The 18,395-nt window shown below is 69.0% G+C and carries 14 protein-coding genes; 11 read left to right on the plus strand and 3 right to left on the minus strand.

What is annotated here, in order from left to right; all coding sequences use genetic code 11:
- Nucleotides 1–119: 119 nt before the first annotated feature.
- Together glpK and WHX56_RS07490 are read right to left on the minus strand one after the other, a co-directional pair.
- The gene (glpK, locus tag WHX56_RS07485; protein ID WP_129241540.1) at nucleotides 120–1,646 is read right to left on the minus strand and encodes a glycerol kinase GlpK; all 1,527 of its coding nucleotides are present in this window, start codon (nucleotides 1,644–1,646) and stop codon (nucleotides 120–122) included.
- A complete protein-coding gene (locus WHX56_RS07490) occupies nucleotides 1,633–3,087 on the minus strand; it encodes a DHA2 family efflux MFS transporter permease subunit (RefSeq protein ID WP_129241541.1) in 1,455 nt (484 codons plus the stop codon). Before WHX56_RS07490 ends, glpK begins: the two co-directional genes overlap by 14 nt.
- A gap of 98 nt (nucleotides 3,088–3,185) precedes the next feature.
- Here WHX56_RS07490 and WHX56_RS07495 point away from each other — a divergent pair, with 98 nt between their 5' ends.
- The 4 genes from WHX56_RS07495 (at nucleotide 3,186) to WHX56_RS07510 (ending at nucleotide 5,644) form a co-directional block, all read left to right on the plus strand.
- On the plus strand, nucleotides 3,186–3,374 hold the full coding sequence (locus tag WHX56_RS07495) for a DUF3460 family protein (RefSeq protein ID WP_129241542.1): 189 nt from the start codon (nucleotides 3,186–3,188) through the stop codon (nucleotides 3,372–3,374).
- Between the two features lie 16 nt (nucleotides 3,375–3,390).
- Nucleotides 3,391–4,281, plus strand: a complete 891-nt coding sequence (locus WHX56_RS07500) for a segregation and condensation protein A (RefSeq protein ID WP_287755330.1) — start codon at nucleotides 3,391–3,393, stop codon at nucleotides 4,279–4,281.
- 44 nt (nucleotides 4,282–4,325) lie between these two features.
- Nucleotides 4,326–5,180, plus strand: coding sequence for a pantoate--beta-alanine ligase (panC, locus tag WHX56_RS07505; RefSeq protein ID WP_338880892.1), 855 nt, complete (start codon nucleotides 4,326–4,328; stop codon nucleotides 5,178–5,180).
- 113 nt (nucleotides 5,181–5,293) lie between these two features.
- Entirely contained in the window at nucleotides 5,294–5,644 is a 351-nt protein-coding gene (locus WHX56_RS07510) for a response regulator transcription factor (protein ID WP_244235045.1), read from the plus strand.
- Between the two features lie 146 nt (nucleotides 5,645–5,790).
- Here the strand turns inward: WHX56_RS07510 and WHX56_RS07515 are convergent, their stop codons facing one another.
- The gene (locus tag WHX56_RS07515) at nucleotides 5,791–6,552 is read right to left on the minus strand and encodes a hypothetical protein (RefSeq protein ID WP_338880893.1); all 762 of its coding nucleotides are present in this window, start codon (nucleotides 6,550–6,552) and stop codon (nucleotides 5,791–5,793) included.
- A gap of 199 nt (nucleotides 6,553–6,751) precedes the next feature.
- Here WHX56_RS07515 and WHX56_RS07520 point away from each other — a divergent pair, with 199 nt between their 5' ends.
- From WHX56_RS07520 to WHX56_RS07550, 7 genes are all read left to right on the plus strand, one after another.
- Nucleotides 6,752–7,600, plus strand: a complete 849-nt coding sequence (locus WHX56_RS07520; protein ID WP_287751780.1) for a prepilin peptidase — start codon at nucleotides 6,752–6,754, stop codon at nucleotides 7,598–7,600.
- A gap of 52 nt (nucleotides 7,601–7,652) precedes the next feature.
- On the plus strand, nucleotides 7,653–8,291 hold the full coding sequence (gene coaE, locus WHX56_RS07525; RefSeq protein ID WP_129241611.1) for a dephospho-CoA kinase: 639 nt from the start codon (nucleotides 7,653–7,655) through the stop codon (nucleotides 8,289–8,291).
- Nucleotides 8,292–8,337: 46 nt separating this feature from the next.
- Nucleotides 8,338–9,090, plus strand: coding sequence for a cell division protein ZapD (gene zapD, locus WHX56_RS07530; RefSeq protein WP_338880894.1), 753 nt, complete (start codon nucleotides 8,338–8,340; stop codon nucleotides 9,088–9,090).
- Between the two features lie 290 nt (nucleotides 9,091–9,380).
- Complete coding sequence (locus tag WHX56_RS07535; RefSeq protein ID WP_287751945.1) at nucleotides 9,381–10,655, plus strand: MdtA/MuxA family multidrug efflux RND transporter periplasmic adaptor subunit; 1,275 nt, start codon at nucleotides 9,381–9,383, stop codon at nucleotides 10,653–10,655.
- A gap of 13 nt (nucleotides 10,656–10,668) precedes the next feature.
- On the plus strand, nucleotides 10,669–13,767 hold the full coding sequence (locus WHX56_RS07540) for an MdtB/MuxB family multidrug efflux RND transporter permease subunit (RefSeq protein ID WP_422393643.1): 3,099 nt from the start codon (nucleotides 10,669–10,671) through the stop codon (nucleotides 13,765–13,767).
- Nucleotides 13,764–16,877 (plus strand): multidrug efflux RND transporter permease subunit, encoded by a 3,114-nt coding sequence (locus tag WHX56_RS07545; RefSeq protein WP_338880895.1) that lies wholly within the window; start codon nucleotides 13,764–13,766, stop codon nucleotides 16,875–16,877. Before WHX56_RS07540 ends, WHX56_RS07545 begins: the two co-directional genes overlap by 4 nt.
- A complete protein-coding gene (locus tag WHX56_RS07550) occupies nucleotides 16,874–18,376 on the plus strand; it encodes an efflux transporter outer membrane subunit (protein ID WP_338880896.1) in 1,503 nt (500 codons plus the stop codon). Before WHX56_RS07545 ends, WHX56_RS07550 begins: the two co-directional genes overlap by 4 nt.
- Nucleotides 18,377–18,395: the final 19 nt, after the last annotated feature.

The raw sequence follows: 18,395 nt of genomic DNA on the forward strand, positions 1-18,395 counted from the left end.
GACACCCGGGAAGCGCTGCCTCAAGCTCGTATCGTTTTGCCGTAGGGGTGTCAGACACCTGACCGATCGTCTTGCCGTACGGGTGTCAGACACCTGACCGCGCATATTGGCGGGCAGCCTCACGCTCCCGCATTCGCGGACCAGCCCTTGGACAGTTCCACGGCCTGCCGCCACCGCTTCATGCGGGCGTCGCGCACCGATTCGGGCCAGGTCGGTTCGAAGGTGCGTTCCGCCTGCCACTTCGAGGCGAATTCGTCCTGGCCGGACCAGAAGCCCACCGCCAGGCCGGCCAGGCCGGCGGCGCCCAGCGCGGTGGATTCGGGCACGCGCGGGCGCACGACGGGCACGCCCAGCAGGTCCGCCTGCATCTGCATCAGCAGGTCGTTGCGGGCCGCGCCGCCGTCCACGCGCAGTTCGGTCAGCGCGATGCCGCTGTCGGCGTTCATGCAGGTGAGCAGTTCGGCGCTTTGCAGGGCGATGGATTCGAGCGTGGCGCGGGCGATGTGGGCGCGCGTGGTGCCGCGGGTCAGGCCCACCAGGGTGCCCCGCGCATAGGGATCCCAGTGCGGCGCGCCCAGGCCGGCGAAGGCCGGGACCATGAACACGTCGTCCGTGCTGGACACGCTGGCGGCCAGGGATTCGATTTCTTCGGAACGCTGGATGATGCCCAGGCCGTCGCGCAGCCATTGCACCGCCGCGCCCGCCACGAACACGCCGCCTTCCAGCATGTAGGTGGGCTGCCAGCCGGCGGCGCCGGCCCGGGGCAGGCCCCAGCCGACGGTGGACAGCAGGTTGTTTTTCGATCGCACCGGCTGGTCGCCGACGTTCATCAGCATGAAGCAGCCGGTGCCGTAGGTGTTCTTGGCCATGCCGGGCGCAAAGCACGCCTGGCCGAAGGTGGCGGCCTGCTGGTCGCCCGCCACGCCCGCGATGGGGATGGCGCCGCCCAGCCATTCGGGCAGGGCCTCGCCCACCACCGCGCTGCTGGGCGCGATGCGGGGCAGCACGCTGCGCGGGATCTTGAGCAGGGCCAGGATCTCGTCGCTCCAGTCCTGGGTGTGCAGGTCGAACAGCATGGTGCGGGAGGCGTTGCTGGGGTCGGTGCTGTGCACCGCGCCGCCGGTCAACTGCCAGATCAGCCAGGTATCGACGGTGCCGAAGGCCAGTTCGCCGCGTTCGGCCATCTGGCGGGCGCCGGGCACGTGGTCCAGCAGCCAGGCGAGCTTGGTGCCCGAGAAATAGGCGTCCAGCACCAGGCCGGTCCGCGATTGCAGGAAATCGGCGTGGCCGTCCTGGCGCAACTGGTCGCACAGGGGCGCCGTGCGGCGGTCCTGCCAGACCACGGCGCGGGCCAGCGGCCGGCCGGTGGCGCGTTCCCAGATCAGGGTGGTTTCGCGCTGGTTGGTGATGCCGATGGCGGCGATGTCGGCGGCGGTCGCGCCGGCGTTGCGCAGGGCTTCGCGGGCCACGTCCAGTTGGCTGTGCCAGATTTCGGTGGCGTCGTGCTCGACCCAGCCCGGCCGCGGGTAGTGCTGGCGGAATTCACGCTGGCCGACGCCGCGCACGACGCTATCCCGGTCGAATACGATGGCTCGGGAGCTGGTGGTCCCCTGGTCCAGGGCTAGGACAAATTCATTCGTCGTCACTTTGTTTCGCGCCGTTCAAATGTGCCCCGGCCAGAGGGTCGAGGCGTCCAAAGGAGAAGGTCGAAGCCATGCACAGCAAGCCGACGACGATGAAGCCCGCGACGACGTCCCGTATCGCCAACGTCTCGGCGCCGCGCAAAGCCATGCTGATGTTCAGCGTGACCGCGGCCACGCCCACGCCCAGGCTGATGCCGAGCTGCTGCGCCATGGCGGCGAAGCTGCTGGCGCGGCTCATCTTGGACGGGGGAATGTCGGCATAGGTTAGCGTATTTACCCCGGTGAATTGCAGCGAACGGAAAAAACCGCCCACCAGCAGGATGGCGATCATCAGCCAGACCGGGGTCTGGGGCGTGAAGGCGCCGCAGATCACGATGAACGCCCCGGCCAGCAGGGCGTTCACGGTCAGGACGCGGCGGAAGCCGAAATACCGCACGATGGGGGTGGCGACGAACTTCATCAGCAGCGCGCCGGCGGCGCTGGCGAACGTGATCAGGCCGGCCGAAAACGGCGACAGGCCGAACCCCACCTGCAGCAGCATGGCCAGCAGGAAGGGCGTGGCCCCCACGGCGAAGCGGCACAGGTTGCCGCCCAGCGTGGCGATGGCGAAAGTGGGGATCCGCATCAGGGACAGGTCGATGATGGGGTGCTCCGCGCGCCGGGCATGCCGGCCGTAGAGGAAGCCGCAGGCGGCGCCCGTGGCGATCAGGCCCAGCAGCATCGGCAGCGGCATGACGTCGCGGCCGATGGCCTCGAAGCCGCTGACCAGCGTCGCCAGGCAGATGGCGCTGAGCAGGAAGCCCGGCCAGTCCAGGCTGGGGGCGCCTTCCTCGCGGATTTCGGCCACGTAGCGCAGCACCAGGAAAATGCCCAGGACCCCGATGGGGATATTGATCAGGAAAATCCAGTGCCAGGACATGTAGGTGACCATGAAGCCGCCCAGGGGCGGCCCGATCACCGGCCCCAGCAGGGCGGGGATGGACAGGAAGGACATGGCCTTCAGCAGGTCCTGCTTGGGCACCGTGCGCAGCAGGATGATCCGCCCCACGGGCACCATCATCGCGCCCGCCATCCCCTGGACGATCCGGGCGACGACCAGTTGCGGCAGGTCCTGGGACAGGGCGCAGGCCACGGAACTGAGGGTGAACAGGCCGATGGCGGCCACGAACACGCGCCGCGCGCCGTAGCGGTCGGCCGCCCAGCCGCTGACGGGCACGAACACGGCCACGGACAGCAGGTAGGAGGTAATGGCCACGTTCAGCCGGACCGGGGTGGATCCCAGGGCCCGCGCCATCGCCGGCAGGGCGGTGGCGACCACCGTGGCGTCCAGCATCTGCATGAACAGGGCACAGCCGACGATGAAGGGGATCATGCGCGCCGCGCGCACCGCTTCCGGGGTGGGGGACGGAGCGGGATGGGCTGCTGCTGCGGATTCTGCGGACATGGCGGGAGGCGGCGTTGGGTGCCGCCAGATTGTAACGCCGGGGGGAGGGCCGTCGTGAAGTAAACTCCCCTCATCCGAAACCCATTGAAATTGGTGCCATGGCGACCAACTACGAATCCGAGATCACTCAGTTCCTGAAAGACTTCAAGCAATCGCATCCTGGCACCGAAGAACGCCAGCGCGAAGGCCGCGCGCGCCTTTGGGACAAACCGCAGGACTCGGAACTGCTGGAAGGCTTCCGCGCGGCCCGCGTGCCGCAAAAGCCGTACGTCTACCAGGCCGACTGAGCCCCTTGCGGCAACCATGGCCCAAAACGCTTGCCTCCCGGGCGACGCCCTGGCCGCGCTAGTGGAACCGCCTGTCGACAGCACGCCCGACACGGTTGACAGCGTGGCCTTCGCTCGCCTCTACGGCGAGCCGCTGTTCCAAATGCCGACGGATCTGTACATTCCGCCGGATGCGCTGGAAATCTTCCTGGAAGCGTTCGAAGGCCCGCTCGACCTGCTGCTCTACCTGATCCGCAAGCAGAACTTCAACGTGCTGGACATCCCCATGGCGGATGTCACGCGGCAGTACCTGTCCTACGTCGAGCAGATCCGCATCCACAATCTGGAGCTGGCCGCCGAGTACCTGCTGATGGCGGCGATGCTCATCGAGATCAAGTCGCGGATGCTGCTGCCGGTCAAGAAGACCGACACCGGCGAAGAGCCCGAAGACCCCCGCGCCGAACTGGTGCGCCGCCTGCTCGAGTACGAACAGATGAAGCTGGCGGCCCAGAAGCTGGATGCGATGCCGCAGTTGGGCCGCGACTTCGTCAGCAGCCAGGCGGTGGCCGACCTGAGCGTGGAACGCATGCTGCCGGAAGTCAGCGTGGACGACCTGCGCGCGGCCTGGGCCGACATCATGAAGCGGGCCAAGCTGAACCAGCACCATCACATCACGCGCGAACAACTGTCCGTGCGCGATCACATGACGCACATCCTGCGGCGCCTGAACGACGTGCGCTTCATGGAATTCGGCGACCTGTTCATGGAGCGCGTCCGCGAAGGCGCGCCCGCGGCGGTGGTCGTCGTGCATTTCATCGCCATGCTGGAGCTGGCCCGCGAATCCCTGCTGGAGATCACGCAGGCGGAGCCCTATGCGCCCATCTACGTCCGCCTGGCGTATACCAGCGTGGCGGCGGTCGCGGCCTGACCCTGGCCGGGCCCAGGAACGCAAACAATCCCCGGAGAGTCCCCTTGAAAGTCGTACACACCATCCAGGAATTGCGCGATCACCTGCGCGGACAGAATCGCGTGTCGTTCGTGCCCACGATGGGCAACCTGCACGAAGGCCACCTGGCGCTGATGAAGCTGGCGCGCCAGCACGGCGACCCGGTGGTGGCCAGCATCTTCGTGAACCGGCTGCAGTTCGGCCCCAACGAGGACTTCGACCAGTATCCCCGCACCCTGGCCGCCGACATCGAGAAGCTCGAACGGGAACGCGACGTCTACGTGCTGTTCGCGCCGAACGAGCGCGAAATGTACCCGGAGCCGCAGAACTACCGCGTGCAGCCGCCCGACGACCTGGGCGACATCCTCGAGGGCGAGTTCCGCCCTGGCTTCTTCGAAGGCGTCAGCACCGTGGTGCTGAAGCTGTTTTCCTGCGTGCAGCCGCGCGTGGCCGTCTTCGGCAAGAAGGACTACCAGCAGTTGATGGTGGTGCGCAACATGTGCCGCCAGTTCCAGTTGCCGGTGGACGTGCTGGCGCATGAAACCGTGCGCGCCGACGACGGCCTGGCGCTGTCTTCCCGCAACCGCTACCTGAGCGATGCCGACCGCGCCGAGGCGCCCGCGCTGTACGCCGAACTGCAACGCGTGGGCCAGCGCCTGGCGCAGGGCGAGCGCGACGCCGCCGCCCTGGAGCGCGAAGCGGTCGAAAGCCTGGCCCGGCGCGGCTGGCAGGTGGACTACGTGGCCCTGCGCCGCCAGCGCGACCTGAAGCGCCCCGAAGCCGCCGACCTGCAGGCCGGCGAGCCGCTGGTGGTATTGGCGGCCGCCAAGCTGGGCAGCACCCGCCTGATCGACAACCTGGAACTGGCCTACACGGCCTGACGCCGCGCCAGGGGGAGGGCATTTATGTCCTTCCCTGGCAGAATTGCCAGCTTCCGGCGGCCCGCGCGGCCGGGCAGACTCAATGCAATCGCACATTGCAGGAGAGCCGCCCGATGCAAGCCCCCCGTCCCGACCTGGAAGCCGCCCTGTCTTCCCTGACTCCCCGCGAACGGCAGATCGTTGCCTACGTGGCGGCCGGCCGTCCCAACAAGGTCATCGCCATCGACCTGGACATTTCGCTGCGCACTGTCGAAGCCCACCGCGCCCGCATCTTCGCCAAGCTCCATGCCCGCAACGCCATGCAACTGGCCTGCCGGCTGTGCGCGCACGGGCGTTCGGGCGCCTCGCCCGTGCTGGGCTGCGGCCGCCCGGAAGCAGGCCCGCCCGCTTCGGCTCCCACGCTGCATGAGCCGCCGCCGTCCGACTACGGCCCGTCCCCGGCAGGGCCCGGCACGGGGGCATGACGCCCGTCCCTGGCCCGCGGCCGCGGCCCGCGCGCCCGGCCGGGAACCGTCCGCTCAAAAGCATCGGGCCTGGCGAACGGGGCGTTCGCCAGGCCCGGGGCCCAGGCATCGGATTCGCGGCGGCGGTCAGCGGCCGGATCCGGGCATTACGGACACTTGGGCGCGCCCGCCTTGGCCAGTTCGTCGATCGGGTCCAGGTCGGGCTGGCGGGTCAGGTTGTAGTTCAGGTTGGGCGTCTGGCCGCCGATGGACCGCACGCGCAGCACATTGTTGGCCGCCACCAGGAATTCCACGCGGACATTGCCCTGGCCGTCCATCAGGATGACGCGCGGCGGGCGTTCGTCGGTGGCGTCCCAGCAGCCTTGTTCGGCAACCGGGGGGCCCTTCTTCGGGTCGTCGTCGAGGTAGGCCGTGCGGCCGCGCCAGCGGCCGTTGGGCGCCAGCGTCAGCGTCACGCGCTGCGCCGTGCATTGCATGGCGGGCGAGAAGCAAGGCAGCGTGCCCATATAGGTTTGCGGCTGCGGCACCAGGCTGAGCGCCGCGGCATTGGGCGCGGGGGCGGGCGCGGCAGCGGCGGCGCTGGAGCTGCCGCCGGTGTCTTCCGGCACGGCCTGGCCGTCTTCGGTGATCTGGCCCGTGGCGGCGGCCTGCTGGGCCTGGTTCTGCGGCTTGCGCGCATCGGGCTTGAGCGCGATCTGCACCTGCGACGGCGCGCGGATGACGCTGCGGTAGGCGGCGCCCGAACCCTGGTACTGCGCATCGGTCACGGTGCTTTCCACCGGGGGGTCGTAATAGCCTTCCGCCTTCTGCTGGGCGCAGCCTGCCGCGCCCAATGCGGTGCCCGCCAGCAGGAGCCCCATGACGCTGAATTTGCGGGAACGGGTAACGATGTCGACGCGCGCGGCCATGGCAGCTTATCCGTGAATTGAGTCTGTCTCCGATTTTACGCACTTATGCGAAGATTCGATACGTTCCCTTAGCCGCTCTTGGGCGTAGTCCGCACTTTATGCACAAATTACGACACGGCCGCCGGCCCGTCCTCCATTGCGTCCTCGGCCTTGCGGGCGTTGCGGCGACGCGCCCGCGCCGTTCTCGCGGATGACGGCGATGCGGCATGCCTTCGATTTGCCCCCGGGTCTGTTCATCGCCCTGGCGGCGCTGGCGGGACTTGCCGTCGGCAATTGGCTGACGGTCCTGACCCATCGGCTGCCGCGCATGATGGAACAGGAGTGGCAGGCGCAATGCCAGGAGGCGGCCGGCAAGGCGCGGTCCGCGACCCGCTACGGCCTGTGGTCGCCGGCCTCGCATTGCCCCGCCTGTGCCGCCGCCGTGTCCGGCTGGCGGCGGCTGCCTCTGCTGGGCTGGCTGTTGCTGCGGGGGCGCTGCGCCGCCTGCGGGGCGGCGATAGGCTGGCGCTACCCCGCCATCGAACTATTGACCTGCGCGCTGTTCGCCGCCTGCGCCTGGCGTTTCGGCGCGACGCCCCTGGCCCTGTGCGCCATGGGCCTGTCGGCCGCGCTGGTGGCGCTGGCCTGGATCGACTTCGAATCCACGCTGCTGCCCGACGCGCTGACGCAGCCGCTGCTGTGGGCGGGCCTGCTGGTCAATCTTTCGGGCGCCTTCGCCGATCTGCGCATGGCGGTGGCCGGCGCGGTGGCGGGCTACGTCTTCCTGTGGGTTATCTTTCATGTATTCCGCCTGCTGACCGGGCGCGAGGGCATGGGCTACGGCGACTTCAAGCTGCTGGCGGCCCTGGGCGCATGGTTCGGCGTCGAGGCCCTGCCGATGCTGCTGCTGAGCGCGTCGCTGCTGGGCGTGCTGATCGGCGGCGCGCTGACGCTCAGCGGGCGCGCCCGCCGCGGGCAGCCGCTGCCTTTCGGCCCCTACCTGGCGCTGGCGGGCATCGTGACGCTGCTGGCGGGCGGCCCGCAGGGGCTCTGGGCATGGTTGGGCTAGCGCGGCCGGCAGGCGCCGGGCGCGCCCCATCGGGAAACACGGGATGAGCGGTATGTTCAAGATCGGGCTGACGGGCGGTATCGGATCGGGCAAGACCCGCGTGGCGGACATGCTCGCGGAATGGGGCGCCACGCTCGTGGACACCGACGAGATCGCGCGCATGCTGACCGCCGCGAACGGCGCGGCCATGCCGGCGATCGAGCGCGAATTCGGTCCGCGGGCGCTGGCTCCCGACGGCGCGCTGGACCGCGCGTGGATGCGCGAGCAGGCCTTTTCCGATCCGCGGGTGCGCCAGCGGCTGGAGGCCGTGCTGCACCCCATCATCGGCCAGGAGACCGAACGCCAGGCCGGCGCCGCCACCGGCGCGTATCTGGTCTTCGTCGTGCCGCTCTTGGTGGAGTCCCTGCCGCGCTGGCGTCCGCGCCTGGACCGCATCTGCGTGGTGGATTGCGATCCCGACACGCAGGTGGCCCGGGTGCGTTCGCGCAGCGGGCTGACGGAGCCCGCCATCCGGCGTATCATGGCGGCACAGGCTGCGCGGGCAAGCCGGTTGGAAGCCGCCGACGACGTCATCGTCAACGACGGCGCAACGTCGCCGGAACAATTGCGCGCGCAGGCGAAGACCCTGCATGACCGCTGGCTTGCGCTGGCGACCACGACGGGCCGGCATGCCCTGGGCCGGCACCCCTGAATAACATTGGCGAGCCGGCCAACCATCGATGGGCCTGTAAAAAAGCGTGATTGTTTACGAATACCCCTTCAATGAGCGCATCCGCGCTTACCTGCGGCTGGAATACCTGTTCGACAGGCTGTTTTTCTTTGCTCGCGAGGGGGATTCACGCCAGCACCAGGTCGCCGTCACCTCCCTGTTCGATCTTCTCGACGCCTGCGAGCGCACCGACGTCAAGGGCGCGCTCCTGCAGGACCTGGAACGCCAGCGCCTGGCGCTGGTCGGCCTGCGCGACCATCCCGGCGTGGCGCAGGATGCGCTGGAAACGATGCTGCGCGAACTGGAAAAGTCCGCCGGCGCGCTGGCCGCGCCCGGCAAGACCGGCCAGTCCCTGCGCGAAAACGAATGGCTGACCAGCCTGCGAGGGCGCCTGTCGGTGCCGGGCAGCGCCACGCAGGTCGACATGCCCTCGTACTTCGCCTGGCAGAACAAATCCGAGGCCGCCCGCTGCGCGGACCTGCAATCCTGGGTGGCGCCGTTCCTCCCCCTTTACGACGGCCTGACCCTGGCGCTGCGCCTGCTGCGCGAGGCCGGCCGCAAGGCCGACATCGTGGGGGAACAGGGCGCCTACCAGCAGATGCTGGGCGGCAAGCAGTTCCAGTTGCTGCGGGTGTGGCTGGACCCCACCCAGGGCGTGTTTCCCGAGATCAGCGCCAATAAGTACATGATCTGGATACGTTTTTCCACCCAGGACGGCGAATTCAAGCCCCAGCAGGTCGCGCGCGACGTGCCTTTCCAGATGACCCTTTGCAGTTCGTAGGATGGGTGCAGCGCGAGAGTTCTTGAGAAAGAACCCGGTTGCCCAGCGCGCGTAACCCATCAGGCGGCGCCAGCCGCCGTTTTTCGCGGCAAGCGCAAATCCCGGCTCGCGCCGCCCAATGGGTTTCGCGCGTCCAGCAATAGCGTTCTTCCTCAAGAACCCCCGCGCTCCACCCATCCCACCCCGGCCTGATACCTGTTGCGCCGAGTTTCAACTACGGGCCGCGATGCTGGAATTCGGGACGGTCTAGTAGACAATACGGCTTTCCTCGCCAGCGCCAGAACCGTTCCATGCCTGAAAGCCGTCCTGTTTCTCCGCCCGCCCGTTGGACCCGCCGCCGCCTTGCCGGATTGGCGGTGGTGTTGCTAGTCGCGGCAGGCATCGCCTGGCTGGTCCTGCGGCCCTCGGCCAAGCCGGGCGGCGCGGGCGGGCCGGGCGGGCGCCCCGGCGGCCGGCCTCCCGCGGGGGCGATGGCCAGCATGGCGGTGCCGGTGCGCATCGCCACCGCCACCCAGCAGGACATCGACATCTATCTGAAATCGCTGGGCACCGTCACCGCGTACAACACGGTCACCGTCCGCAGCCGGGTCAGCGGCGAACTGGTGGAGGTCGCCTTCCAGGAAGGCCAGCTCGTGAAGGCGGGCGACCTGCTGGCGCAGGTGGACCCGCGCGCCTTCCAGGTGGCGCTGGACCAGGCGCGCGGCACGCAGATGCAGAACCTGGCCCAACTGGAGAACGCCCGCCGCGACCTTCAGCGCTACCAGGCCCTGTTCAAGCAGGACTCGATCGCCAAGCAGCAGGTCGATACCCAGGCCGCGCTGGTGCGCCAGTACGAGGGCACCGTCAAGAGCGACCAGGCCAACGTGGACAACGCCCGCCTGCAACTGGAATACGCGCGCATCACGGCGCCCATCAGCGGCCGCCTGGGCCTGCGCCAGGTGGACCGCGGCAACCTGGTGTCCAGTTCGGATACGAACGGACTGGTGGTGATCACCCAGACCCAGCCGATTTCGGTGGTGTTCACGCTGCCCGAAACCCAGTTGCCCGAGGTGCGCGCCGAGCTTGCGGCGGGCAAGACGCTGGCGGTCGACGCCTACGACCGGGCCGACACCCGGCGCATCGCCACGGGCCAGCTCGAAACGCTGGACAACCAGATCGACGTGACCACCGGCACCCTGAAGATGAAGGCGCGCTTCGACAACAACGACGACGCGCTCTTCCCGAACCAGTTCGTCAACGTGCGCTTGCACGTGCTGACGCGCAAGGACGTCACCGCCATCCCCACGGCCGGCATTCAGCAGGGCTCGGCCGGGGCCTTCGTGTTCCTGGTGCAGGCGGACAACACGGTCCAGGTGCGCCAGGTGAAGCTGGGCGCGATCAACAATGGCATGGTGGCGGTCAACGAAGGCCTGCAGCCCGGCGACCGGGTGGTCGTCGAAGGCACCGACCGCCTGCGCGCGGGCGCCAAGGTGGAAGTGGTGGGCGGCGCGGACGTGATCCCCGCCACCCGCGACAAGACGCTGGGCGCCGGCGCCCCGGCCGGCACCACGCCGCCGTCGAAGTAAGCCAGGAAACGCCGTGAGCCCGTCGCGCCTGTTCATCCTCCGCCCGGTGGCCACCACGCTGTCGATGGTGGCCATCCTGATCGCCGGCTTCATCGCCTACCGGCTGCTGCCCGTGTCGGCCCTGCCGGAAGTGGACTATCCGACGATCCAGGTGGTGACGCTGTACCCCGGCGCCAGCCCCGACGTGATGACCTCGCTCGTCACGTCCCCGCTGGAGCGGCAGTTCGGGCAGATGCCGGGCCTGAACCAGATGTCGTCCACCAGTTCGGGCGGCGCATCGGTCATCACGATGCAGTTCAACCTCAGCCTGCCGCTGGACGTGGCCGAGCAGCAGGTGCAGGCGGCCATCAACGCCGCCTCCAACCTGCTGCCCAGCGACCTGCCGGTGCCGCCGACCTACAACAAGGTGAACCCGGCGGACGCGGCGGTGCTGACCCTGGCGATCACCTCGCCCACCATGCCCCTGCCGCAGGTGCGCGACCTGGTGGACACGCGGGTCGCGCAGAAGCTGTCGCAGATTCCCGGCGTGGGCCTGGTCAGCGTGGCGGGCGGGCAGCGGCCCGCCGTGCGGGTGCAGGTGAATCCGCAGGCGCTGGCGGCCAACGGCCTGGCCCTGTCGGACCTGCGCACGGCCATCGTCGGCGCCAACGTGAACCAGCCCAAGGGCAACCTGGACGGCCCGCAGCGTTCCACCACCATCAACGCCAACGACCAGCTCAAGACGCCCACCGACTACAACGACCTGATCATCGCGTACAAGAACAACGCGCCGCTGCGCCTGTCCGACGTGGCGCGCGCGGTGGAGGGCGCCGAAGACACGCGCCAGGCCGCCTGGGCCGGCGACAAGCCCGCCATCCTGCTCAACATCCAGCGCCAGCCGGGCGCCAACGTGATCGACGTGGTCAACCGGATCCAGCAACTGCTGCCGCAGTTGCGCGCCGCCTTGCCCGCCACGCTGGACGTGACCGTGGTGTCCGACCGCACGCAGACCATCCGCGATTCGGTCGCCGACGTGCAGTTCGAAATGCTGCTGGCCGTGGCGCTGGTGGTCATGGTGACCTTCCTGTTCCTGCGCAGCATGACGGCCACGCTGATTCCAAGCGTGGTCGTGCCGCTGTCGCTGGTGGGCACCTTCGGCATCATGTATCTGGCCGGGTTCTCCATCAACAACCTGACGCTGATGGCGCTGACCATCGCCACCGGCTTCGTGGTGGACGACGCCATCGTCATGATCGAGAACATCGCCCGCCACATCGAAGAGGGCGAAACGCCCTTGCAGGCGGCGCTCAAGGGCGCGGCGCAGATCGGCTTCACCCTGATCTCGCTGACGTTCTCGCTGATCGCCGTGCTGATCCCGCTGCTCTTCATGACGGAAGTGGTGGGGCGGCTGTTCCGCGAATTCGCCATCACGCTGGCCGTGTCCATCCTGATTTCCCTGGTGGTGTCGCTGACCCTGACGCCGATGATGTGCGCGCGCCTGCTGCGCGCCGAGTCCGAGCAGAAGCACGGCCGCTTCCACCAGGCCACCGGCGCCTTCATCGACCGCGTCATCGCCGGCTACGACCGCTGGCTGCAAGTCGTGCTGCGCCACCAGCCGCTGACCTTGCTGGTGGCGCTGGCGACGTTCGCGCTGACGGTGCTGCTGTACATGGTGGTTCCCAAGGGCTTCTTCCCGCAGCAGGACACCGGCCTGATCCAGGCGATCACCCAGGCGCCGCAATCCATTTCGTTCCCGGCGATGGCCGAGCGCCAGCAGGCGGCCGCGCGCCTCGTGCTGGAGGATCCGGACGTTGAGGCGGTGTCCTCGTTCATCGGCGTGGACGGCAGCAACGCCACGCTCAGCGCGGGGCGTATGCAGATTGCGCTCAAGCCGCAAGCCGAGCGCGAGGGCGACCTGCGCGCGGTCATGGCCCGCCTGGAAGCCTCGCTGGCCAGGCAGGATGGCCTGACGGTCTATATGCAGCCGGTGCAGGACCTGACCATCGAAGACCGCGTCAGCCGCACGCAGTACCAGATGACGCTGTCCAACCCCGACCTGAAGGTGCTCAGCGAATGGACGCCCAGGCTGCTGGATCGCCTGCGGCAGGTGCCGGGCCTGAAGGACGTGACCGACGACCTGCAGGACGACGGCCTCCAGACCTGGGTCGAGATCGACCGCGACGCGGCCTCGCGGCTGGGCATCACGGCGGCGGTGATCGACGAGGCGCTCTACAACGCCTTCGGCCAGCGGCTGATCTCCACGATCTTCACGCAGTCCAACCAGTACCGCGTGGTGCTGGAAGTGCAGCCGCAGTTCCAGATGACGCCGGCCTCGCTGGGGCAGATCCACATCCCCACCTCGGCGGGCGGGCAGGTACCGCTGTCGTCCGTGGCGCACATCACCGAGGGCAAGACCGTGCTGGCCGTGAACCGGCTGGACCAGTTCCCCATGGTGACGGTGTCCTTCAACCTGGCCCCGGGCGCCTCGCTGTCCGACGCGGTCGAGGCCATCGCCGCGGCCGAGGCCGAAATCGGCCTGCCCACCGGCGTCGAGACGCGCTTCCAGGGCGCGGCGCTGGCGTTCCAGAACTCGCTGTCCAGCACGCTGTGGCTGATCCTGGCGGCCGTGGTCACGATGTACATCGTGCTGGGCGTGCTGTACGAAAGCTATATCCACCCGATCACCATCCTGTCGACGCTGCCGTCGGCCGGGGTCGGCGCGCTGCTGGCCCTGCTGATCAGCGGCACCGAACTCGACATGATCGGCATCATCGGGATCATCCTGCTGATCGGCATCGTGAAGAAGAACGCCATCATGATGATCGACTTCGCGCTGGACGCGGAGCGCAAGCGGGGCCTGAGCCCGCGGGCGGCCATCCATGAAGCGGCGCTGCTGCGCTTCCGCCCGATCCTGATGACGACGCTGGCCGCCCTGTTCGGCGCGCTGCCGCTGATGCTGTCGTCCGGCACCGGCGCCGAGCTGCGCCAGCCGCTGGGCCTGGTGATGGTGGGCGGGCTGCTGCTGTCGCAGGTGCTGACGCTGTTCACGACGCCGGTCATCTACCTGATGTTCGACCGCATGTCGCGCCGCTGGCGCGGCGCGCGCGCGCCGGCGGCGGAGGATGCGTCATGATCCTGTCGGCGCCCTTCATCGTCCGGCCGGTGGCGACCACGCTGCTGAGCCTGGCGGTCGTGCTGGCAGGCCTGCTGTCCTTTTTCCTGTTGCCGGTGGCGCCGCTGCCGCAGGTGGACATTCCCACCATCTCGGTATCGGCCAGCCTGCCCGGCGCCAGTCCGGAGACCATGGCTTCCAGCGTCGCCACGCCGCTGGAACGCTCGCTGGGCAGCATCGCCGGCGTGACCGAAATGACGTCCAGCAGCTCGCAGGGGTCCACCCGCATCACGCTGCAATTCGATCTTTCGCGCGACATCAACGGCGCCGCCCGCGACGTGCAGGCGGCCATCAACGCGGCGCGCTCGCTGCTGCCGACCGGCCTGCGCAGCAACCCCACGTACCACAAGTCCAATCCGTCGGACGCGCCCATCATGACGCTGGCGCTGACCTCCGACACGCTCAGCCAGGGCCAGCTCTACGACATCGCCTCGACCATCGTGGCGCAGAAGCTGTCGCAGGTGGAGGGCGTGGGCGAGGTGACGGTGGGCGGCAGTTCGCTGCCGGCCGTGCGCGTGACCGTGCTGCCCGGCGCGCTGGCCAACCGCGGCGTGTCGCTGGACGAACTGCGCGCGACCCTGGCCAACGCCAACGCCAACCGCCCCAAGGGCGTCCTGGAGAACGACCGCTACCACTGGCAGATCATGGTCAGCGACCAGCTCAGCCGCGCCGAACAGTACCGGCCGCTGATCGTGGCCTGGCGCGACGGCGCGCCCGTCCGGGTGTCGGACGTGGCCAAGGTGGAGGATTCGGTCGAAGACCTGTACCAGACCGGTTTCTACAACGACCGCAAGGCCATCCTGATGATCGTGCGGCGCCAGGCGGACGCCAACATCATCGAGGCGGTGGACGCGGTGCGCGCCCAGTTGCCGGTCCTGGAGGCCCTGATGCCGGCCGACGTGACCATGACGGTGGCACAGGACCGCACGCCCAGCATCCGGGCCTCGCTGCACGAGGCGGAGCTGACGCTGGTCATCGCGGTGGGCCTGGTGGTGCTGGTGGTGCTGCTGTTCCTGCGGCGCTGGCGCGCGGCCATCATTCCCAGCGTGGCGGTGCCGGTGTCGCTGATCGGCACCTTCTGCATCATGTACCTCTGCGGCTACACGCTGAACACCATATCGCTGATGGCGCTGATCGTGGCGACGGGCTTCGTGGTGGACGACGCCATCGTGGTGCTCGAGAACATCATGCGCCACGTCGAGCGCGGCATGTCGCCCATGCGCGCTGCGCTGCGCGGTTCTCGCGAGGTGGGGTTCACGGTGCTGTCGATGAGCCTGTCGCTCGTGGCGGTGTTCATCCCGATCCTGCTGATGGGCGGCGTGGTCGGGCGCCTGTTCCGCGAATTCGCCGTGACCCTGTCGGCCGCGATCCTGGTGTCGCTGGTGGTGTCGCTGACCCTGACGCCGATGATGTGCGCGCGCCTGCTGCGCAACGAGCCCGAAGAAAAGCGCCCGCCCGGCAGGCTGGCGCGCTGGTCGGAACGCGGTTTCGAGGCCATGCTGGGCGGCTACCGCCGTTCGCTGCGCTGGGCGCTGGAACACGGCCGCCTGATGATGCTGACGCTGGCCGTCGCGGTGGGGCTGAACGTGTACCTTTATACGGTGGTGCCCAAGGGTTTCTTTCCGCAGCAGGACACGGGCCAGTTGCTGGGCTTTTTCCGCGTCGACCAGGGCACGTCGTTCCAGGCGACCCTGCCCAAGCTGGAGGCGCTGCGCAAGGTGGTGCTGGCGGATCCGGCGGTGCAGAGCATGACCGGCTACGCCGGCGGCCGCGGCGGCAGCAACAGCAGCTTCATGCAGATCCAGCTCAAGCCGCTGGAAGAGCGCAAGGTGTCGGCCGAGGTGGTCATCAACCGGCTGCGCGGAAGGCTGCAGAACATGCCGGGCGCGCGCATGTTCCTGGTGTCGCAGCAGGACATCCGCATCGGCGGGCGCCAGAGCCAGGGCTCGTACGACTACACGCTGATGTCGGGCGACCTGCAACTGCTGCGCACCTGGATGCCGAAGGTGCAGCAGGCGATGGCGAAGATCCCCGAGATCACGGACGTGGACACCGACGTCGAAGACAAGGGCCGCCAGATCGACCTGGTGATCGACCGCGAGGCCGCGACCCGGCTCGGCGTCAGCATGGCCACCATTTCCACCGTGCTGAACAATTCGTTCAGCCAGCGCCAGGTGTCGGTGATGTACGGGCCGTTGAACCAGTACCACGTGGTGCTGGGCGTGGACCCGAAGTTCGCCGAGGACATCGAATCGCTCAGGCAGGTCGAGGTCATCACCGCAGAGGGCGCGCGCGTGCCGCTTTCGGCGTTCACGCGGCTTCAGAACGCCAACGCGCCGCTCAGCGTGCAGCACCAGGGGCTGTTCGTGGCCGATACCGTGTCGTTCAGCCTGGCGCCGGGCGTGTCGCTGGGCCAGGCCACCGACGCCATCGACGCGGCGGTGGCGCGCATCGGCCTGCCGTCGGACCAGATCCAGGCGGGCTTCCAGGGCACGGCCGCGGCCTTGCAGCAGACGCTGGCGCAGCAGCCCTGGCTGATTCTCGCGGCGCTGGTCACCATGTATATCGTGCTGGGCATCCTGTACGAAAGCTTCGTCCATCCGCTGACCATCCTGTCGACCCTGCCGTCGGCCGGCCTGGGCGCGCTGCTGGCGCTGCTGCTGGTGCGCTACGACTTCACCCTGATCGCGCTGATCGGGGTGTTCCTGCTGATCGGCATCGTCAAGAAGAACGCCATCATGATGGTGGATTTCGCGCTGGAGGCCGAGCGCGGCCAGGGCATGAGCCCGCGCGACGCCATCTTCCAGGCGTGCCTGACGCGCTTCCGCCCGATCATGATGACGACCATGGCCGCCATCTTCGGCGCGCTGCCGCTGGTGCTGGCCACCGGCGCCGGCGTCGAGATGCGCCAGCCGCTAGGCATTACCATCGTGGGCGGCCTGGTCCTGAGCCAGATCCTCACGCTGTACACCACGCCCGTGGTCTATCTCTACCTGGACCGTTTCCGCCTGTGGGCCGCGCGCGGGCGCGCCCGCGGGAACGGATCGGCCGCTACCCCAGAACAAACATGATGCGCAACGCCAAGTTCTTCCCGAATGCCTTCCTTTCCCGCGGCGCCGCCGCCGCGGCGCTGTGCGCGCTGCTGGGCGCCTGCGCCGTCGGCCCCGACTACCAGCGGCCGGCCCTGGACGTGGGCGCGGCCTACAAGGAAGGGCAGGGCGAGGTGGAGGGCTGGAAGCCGGCCCGGCCGAGCGACGACGCCGACCGCGGCGCATGGTGGCGCGTGTACGACGACGCCACCCTGAACGGACTGGTGGAGCGCCTGAACGCCTCGAACCAGACCGTCGCCCAGGCCGAGGCCAACTACCGGCAGGCGCTGGGGCTGGTGCGCGGCGCGCGCGCCGGCTTCTTCCCGACGGTGGGCGCGGGCGCCGGCCTGACGCGCTCGGGCAGCGGCGCAGGCCAGAGCGGCTCGTCGTCGGCGTCGGGCAGCAATGTGTCGAACCAGTATTCGCTGACGGGCAGCGTCAGTTGGGAAGTGGACCTGTGGGGCCGGGTGCGCCGCAGCGTCGAATCCTCGGAAGCCAGCGCCGCGGCCAGCCTGGCCGACCTGGGCGCCACGCGCCTGAGCGCGCAGGCCGCGCTGGTGCAGTCCTATCTACAGTTGCGGGTGCTGGACGAGCAGAAACGCCTGCTGGACGCCACGGTGGCGGCGTACGAAAAGTCCCTCCAGTTGACGCAGAACCGCTATGCCGTCGGCGTGGCGGGCCAGGCCGACGTGGCCGTGGCGCGCACGCAAGTGGAAAGCACGCGCGCGCAATCCATCGACCTGGACTGGCAGCGCGGGCAACTGGAGCACGCCATCGCCGTGCTCATGGGCCAGGCGCCGTCCCAGTTCAGCCTGCCGCCCGCGGTGTTCGCGCTGCGCCTGCCGCAGATCCCGGTGGGCCTGCCGTCCGAACTGCTGGAACGCCGTCCCGACGTGGCGGCGGCGGAACGCCGCGCGGCGGCCGCCAATGCGCAGATCGGGGTGGCGCAGGCCGCCTGGTTCCCCAGCCTGACGCTGTCGGCCGACGGCGGTTTCCGCAACGGCCAGTTCGCCGACCTGCTGACCGCGCCGGCCCGCTTCTGGTCGCTGGGGCCGGCGCTGGCGATGACGATATTCGACGGCGGCGCGCGCGAAGCCCAGGTCGAGCAGGCCCGCGCGTCCTACGACGCGCAGGCCGCCGCCTACCGCCAGGCGGCGCTGACGGGCTTGCGCGAGGTCGAGGACTACCTGATCCAACTGCGGGTCATGGAAAGCGAACAGGTCGTGCAGCGCCGCGCGCTCGAATCCGCGCGCGAGTCGCTGCGGCTGATCCAGAACCAGTACAAGGCCGGCCTGGTCGACTATCTGAGCGTGGCCGTGGTGGACGCCACGGCGCTCAGCAGCGAGCGCAATGCGCTGAGCCTGCTGGGCAATCGCCTGACCGCCAGCGTGAACCTGATCGTGGCGCTGGGCGGCGGCTGGGAGCCCCCGGCGCCCGAGGCGCAGGCGCAGGCACAGGGCTCCGCGCAGGCGCAGCCTTAGCCTTCGCCCCGGAACGGGC

The sequence above is a fragment of the Achromobacter veterisilvae genome, assembly GCF_037619525.1.
Taxonomy (GTDB): Bacteria; Pseudomonadota; Gammaproteobacteria; order Burkholderiales; family Burkholderiaceae_B; genus Achromobacter; species Achromobacter veterisilvae.

Excerpts from the sequence above, each read along its gene's own strand:
- WHX56_RS07500 (WP_287755330.1), top strand. The coding sequence starts at position 3,391 with ATGGCCCAAAACGCTTGCCTCCCGGGCGACGCCCTGGCCGCGCTAGTG.
- coaE (WP_129241611.1), top strand. The coding sequence starts at position 7,653 with ATGTTCAAGATCGGGCTGACGGGCGGTATCGGATCGGGCAAGACCCGC.
- WHX56_RS07515 (WP_338880893.1), bottom strand. The coding sequence starts at position 6,552 with ATGGCCGCGCGCGTCGACATCGTTACCCGTTCCCGCAAATTCAGCGTC.
- WHX56_RS07490 (WP_129241541.1), bottom strand. The coding sequence starts at position 3,087 with ATGTCCGCAGAATCCGCAGCAGCAGCCCATCCCGCTCCGTCCCCCACC.
- WHX56_RS07545 (WP_338880895.1), top strand. The coding sequence starts at position 13,764 with ATGATCCTGTCGGCGCCCTTCATCGTCCGGCCGGTGGCGACCACGCTG.
- WHX56_RS07550 (WP_338880896.1), top strand. The coding sequence starts at position 16,874 with ATGATGCGCAACGCCAAGTTCTTCCCGAATGCCTTCCTTTCCCGCGGC.
- WHX56_RS07495 (WP_129241542.1), top strand. The coding sequence starts at position 3,186 with ATGGCGACCAACTACGAATCCGAGATCACTCAGTTCCTGAAAGACTTC.
- WHX56_RS07520 (WP_287751780.1), top strand. The coding sequence starts at position 6,752 with ATGCGGCATGCCTTCGATTTGCCCCCGGGTCTGTTCATCGCCCTGGCG.
- WHX56_RS07535 (WP_287751945.1), top strand. The coding sequence starts at position 9,381 with ATGCCTGAAAGCCGTCCTGTTTCTCCGCCCGCCCGTTGGACCCGCCGC.
- WHX56_RS07510 (WP_244235045.1), top strand. The coding sequence starts at position 5,294 with ATGCAAGCCCCCCGTCCCGACCTGGAAGCCGCCCTGTCTTCCCTGACT.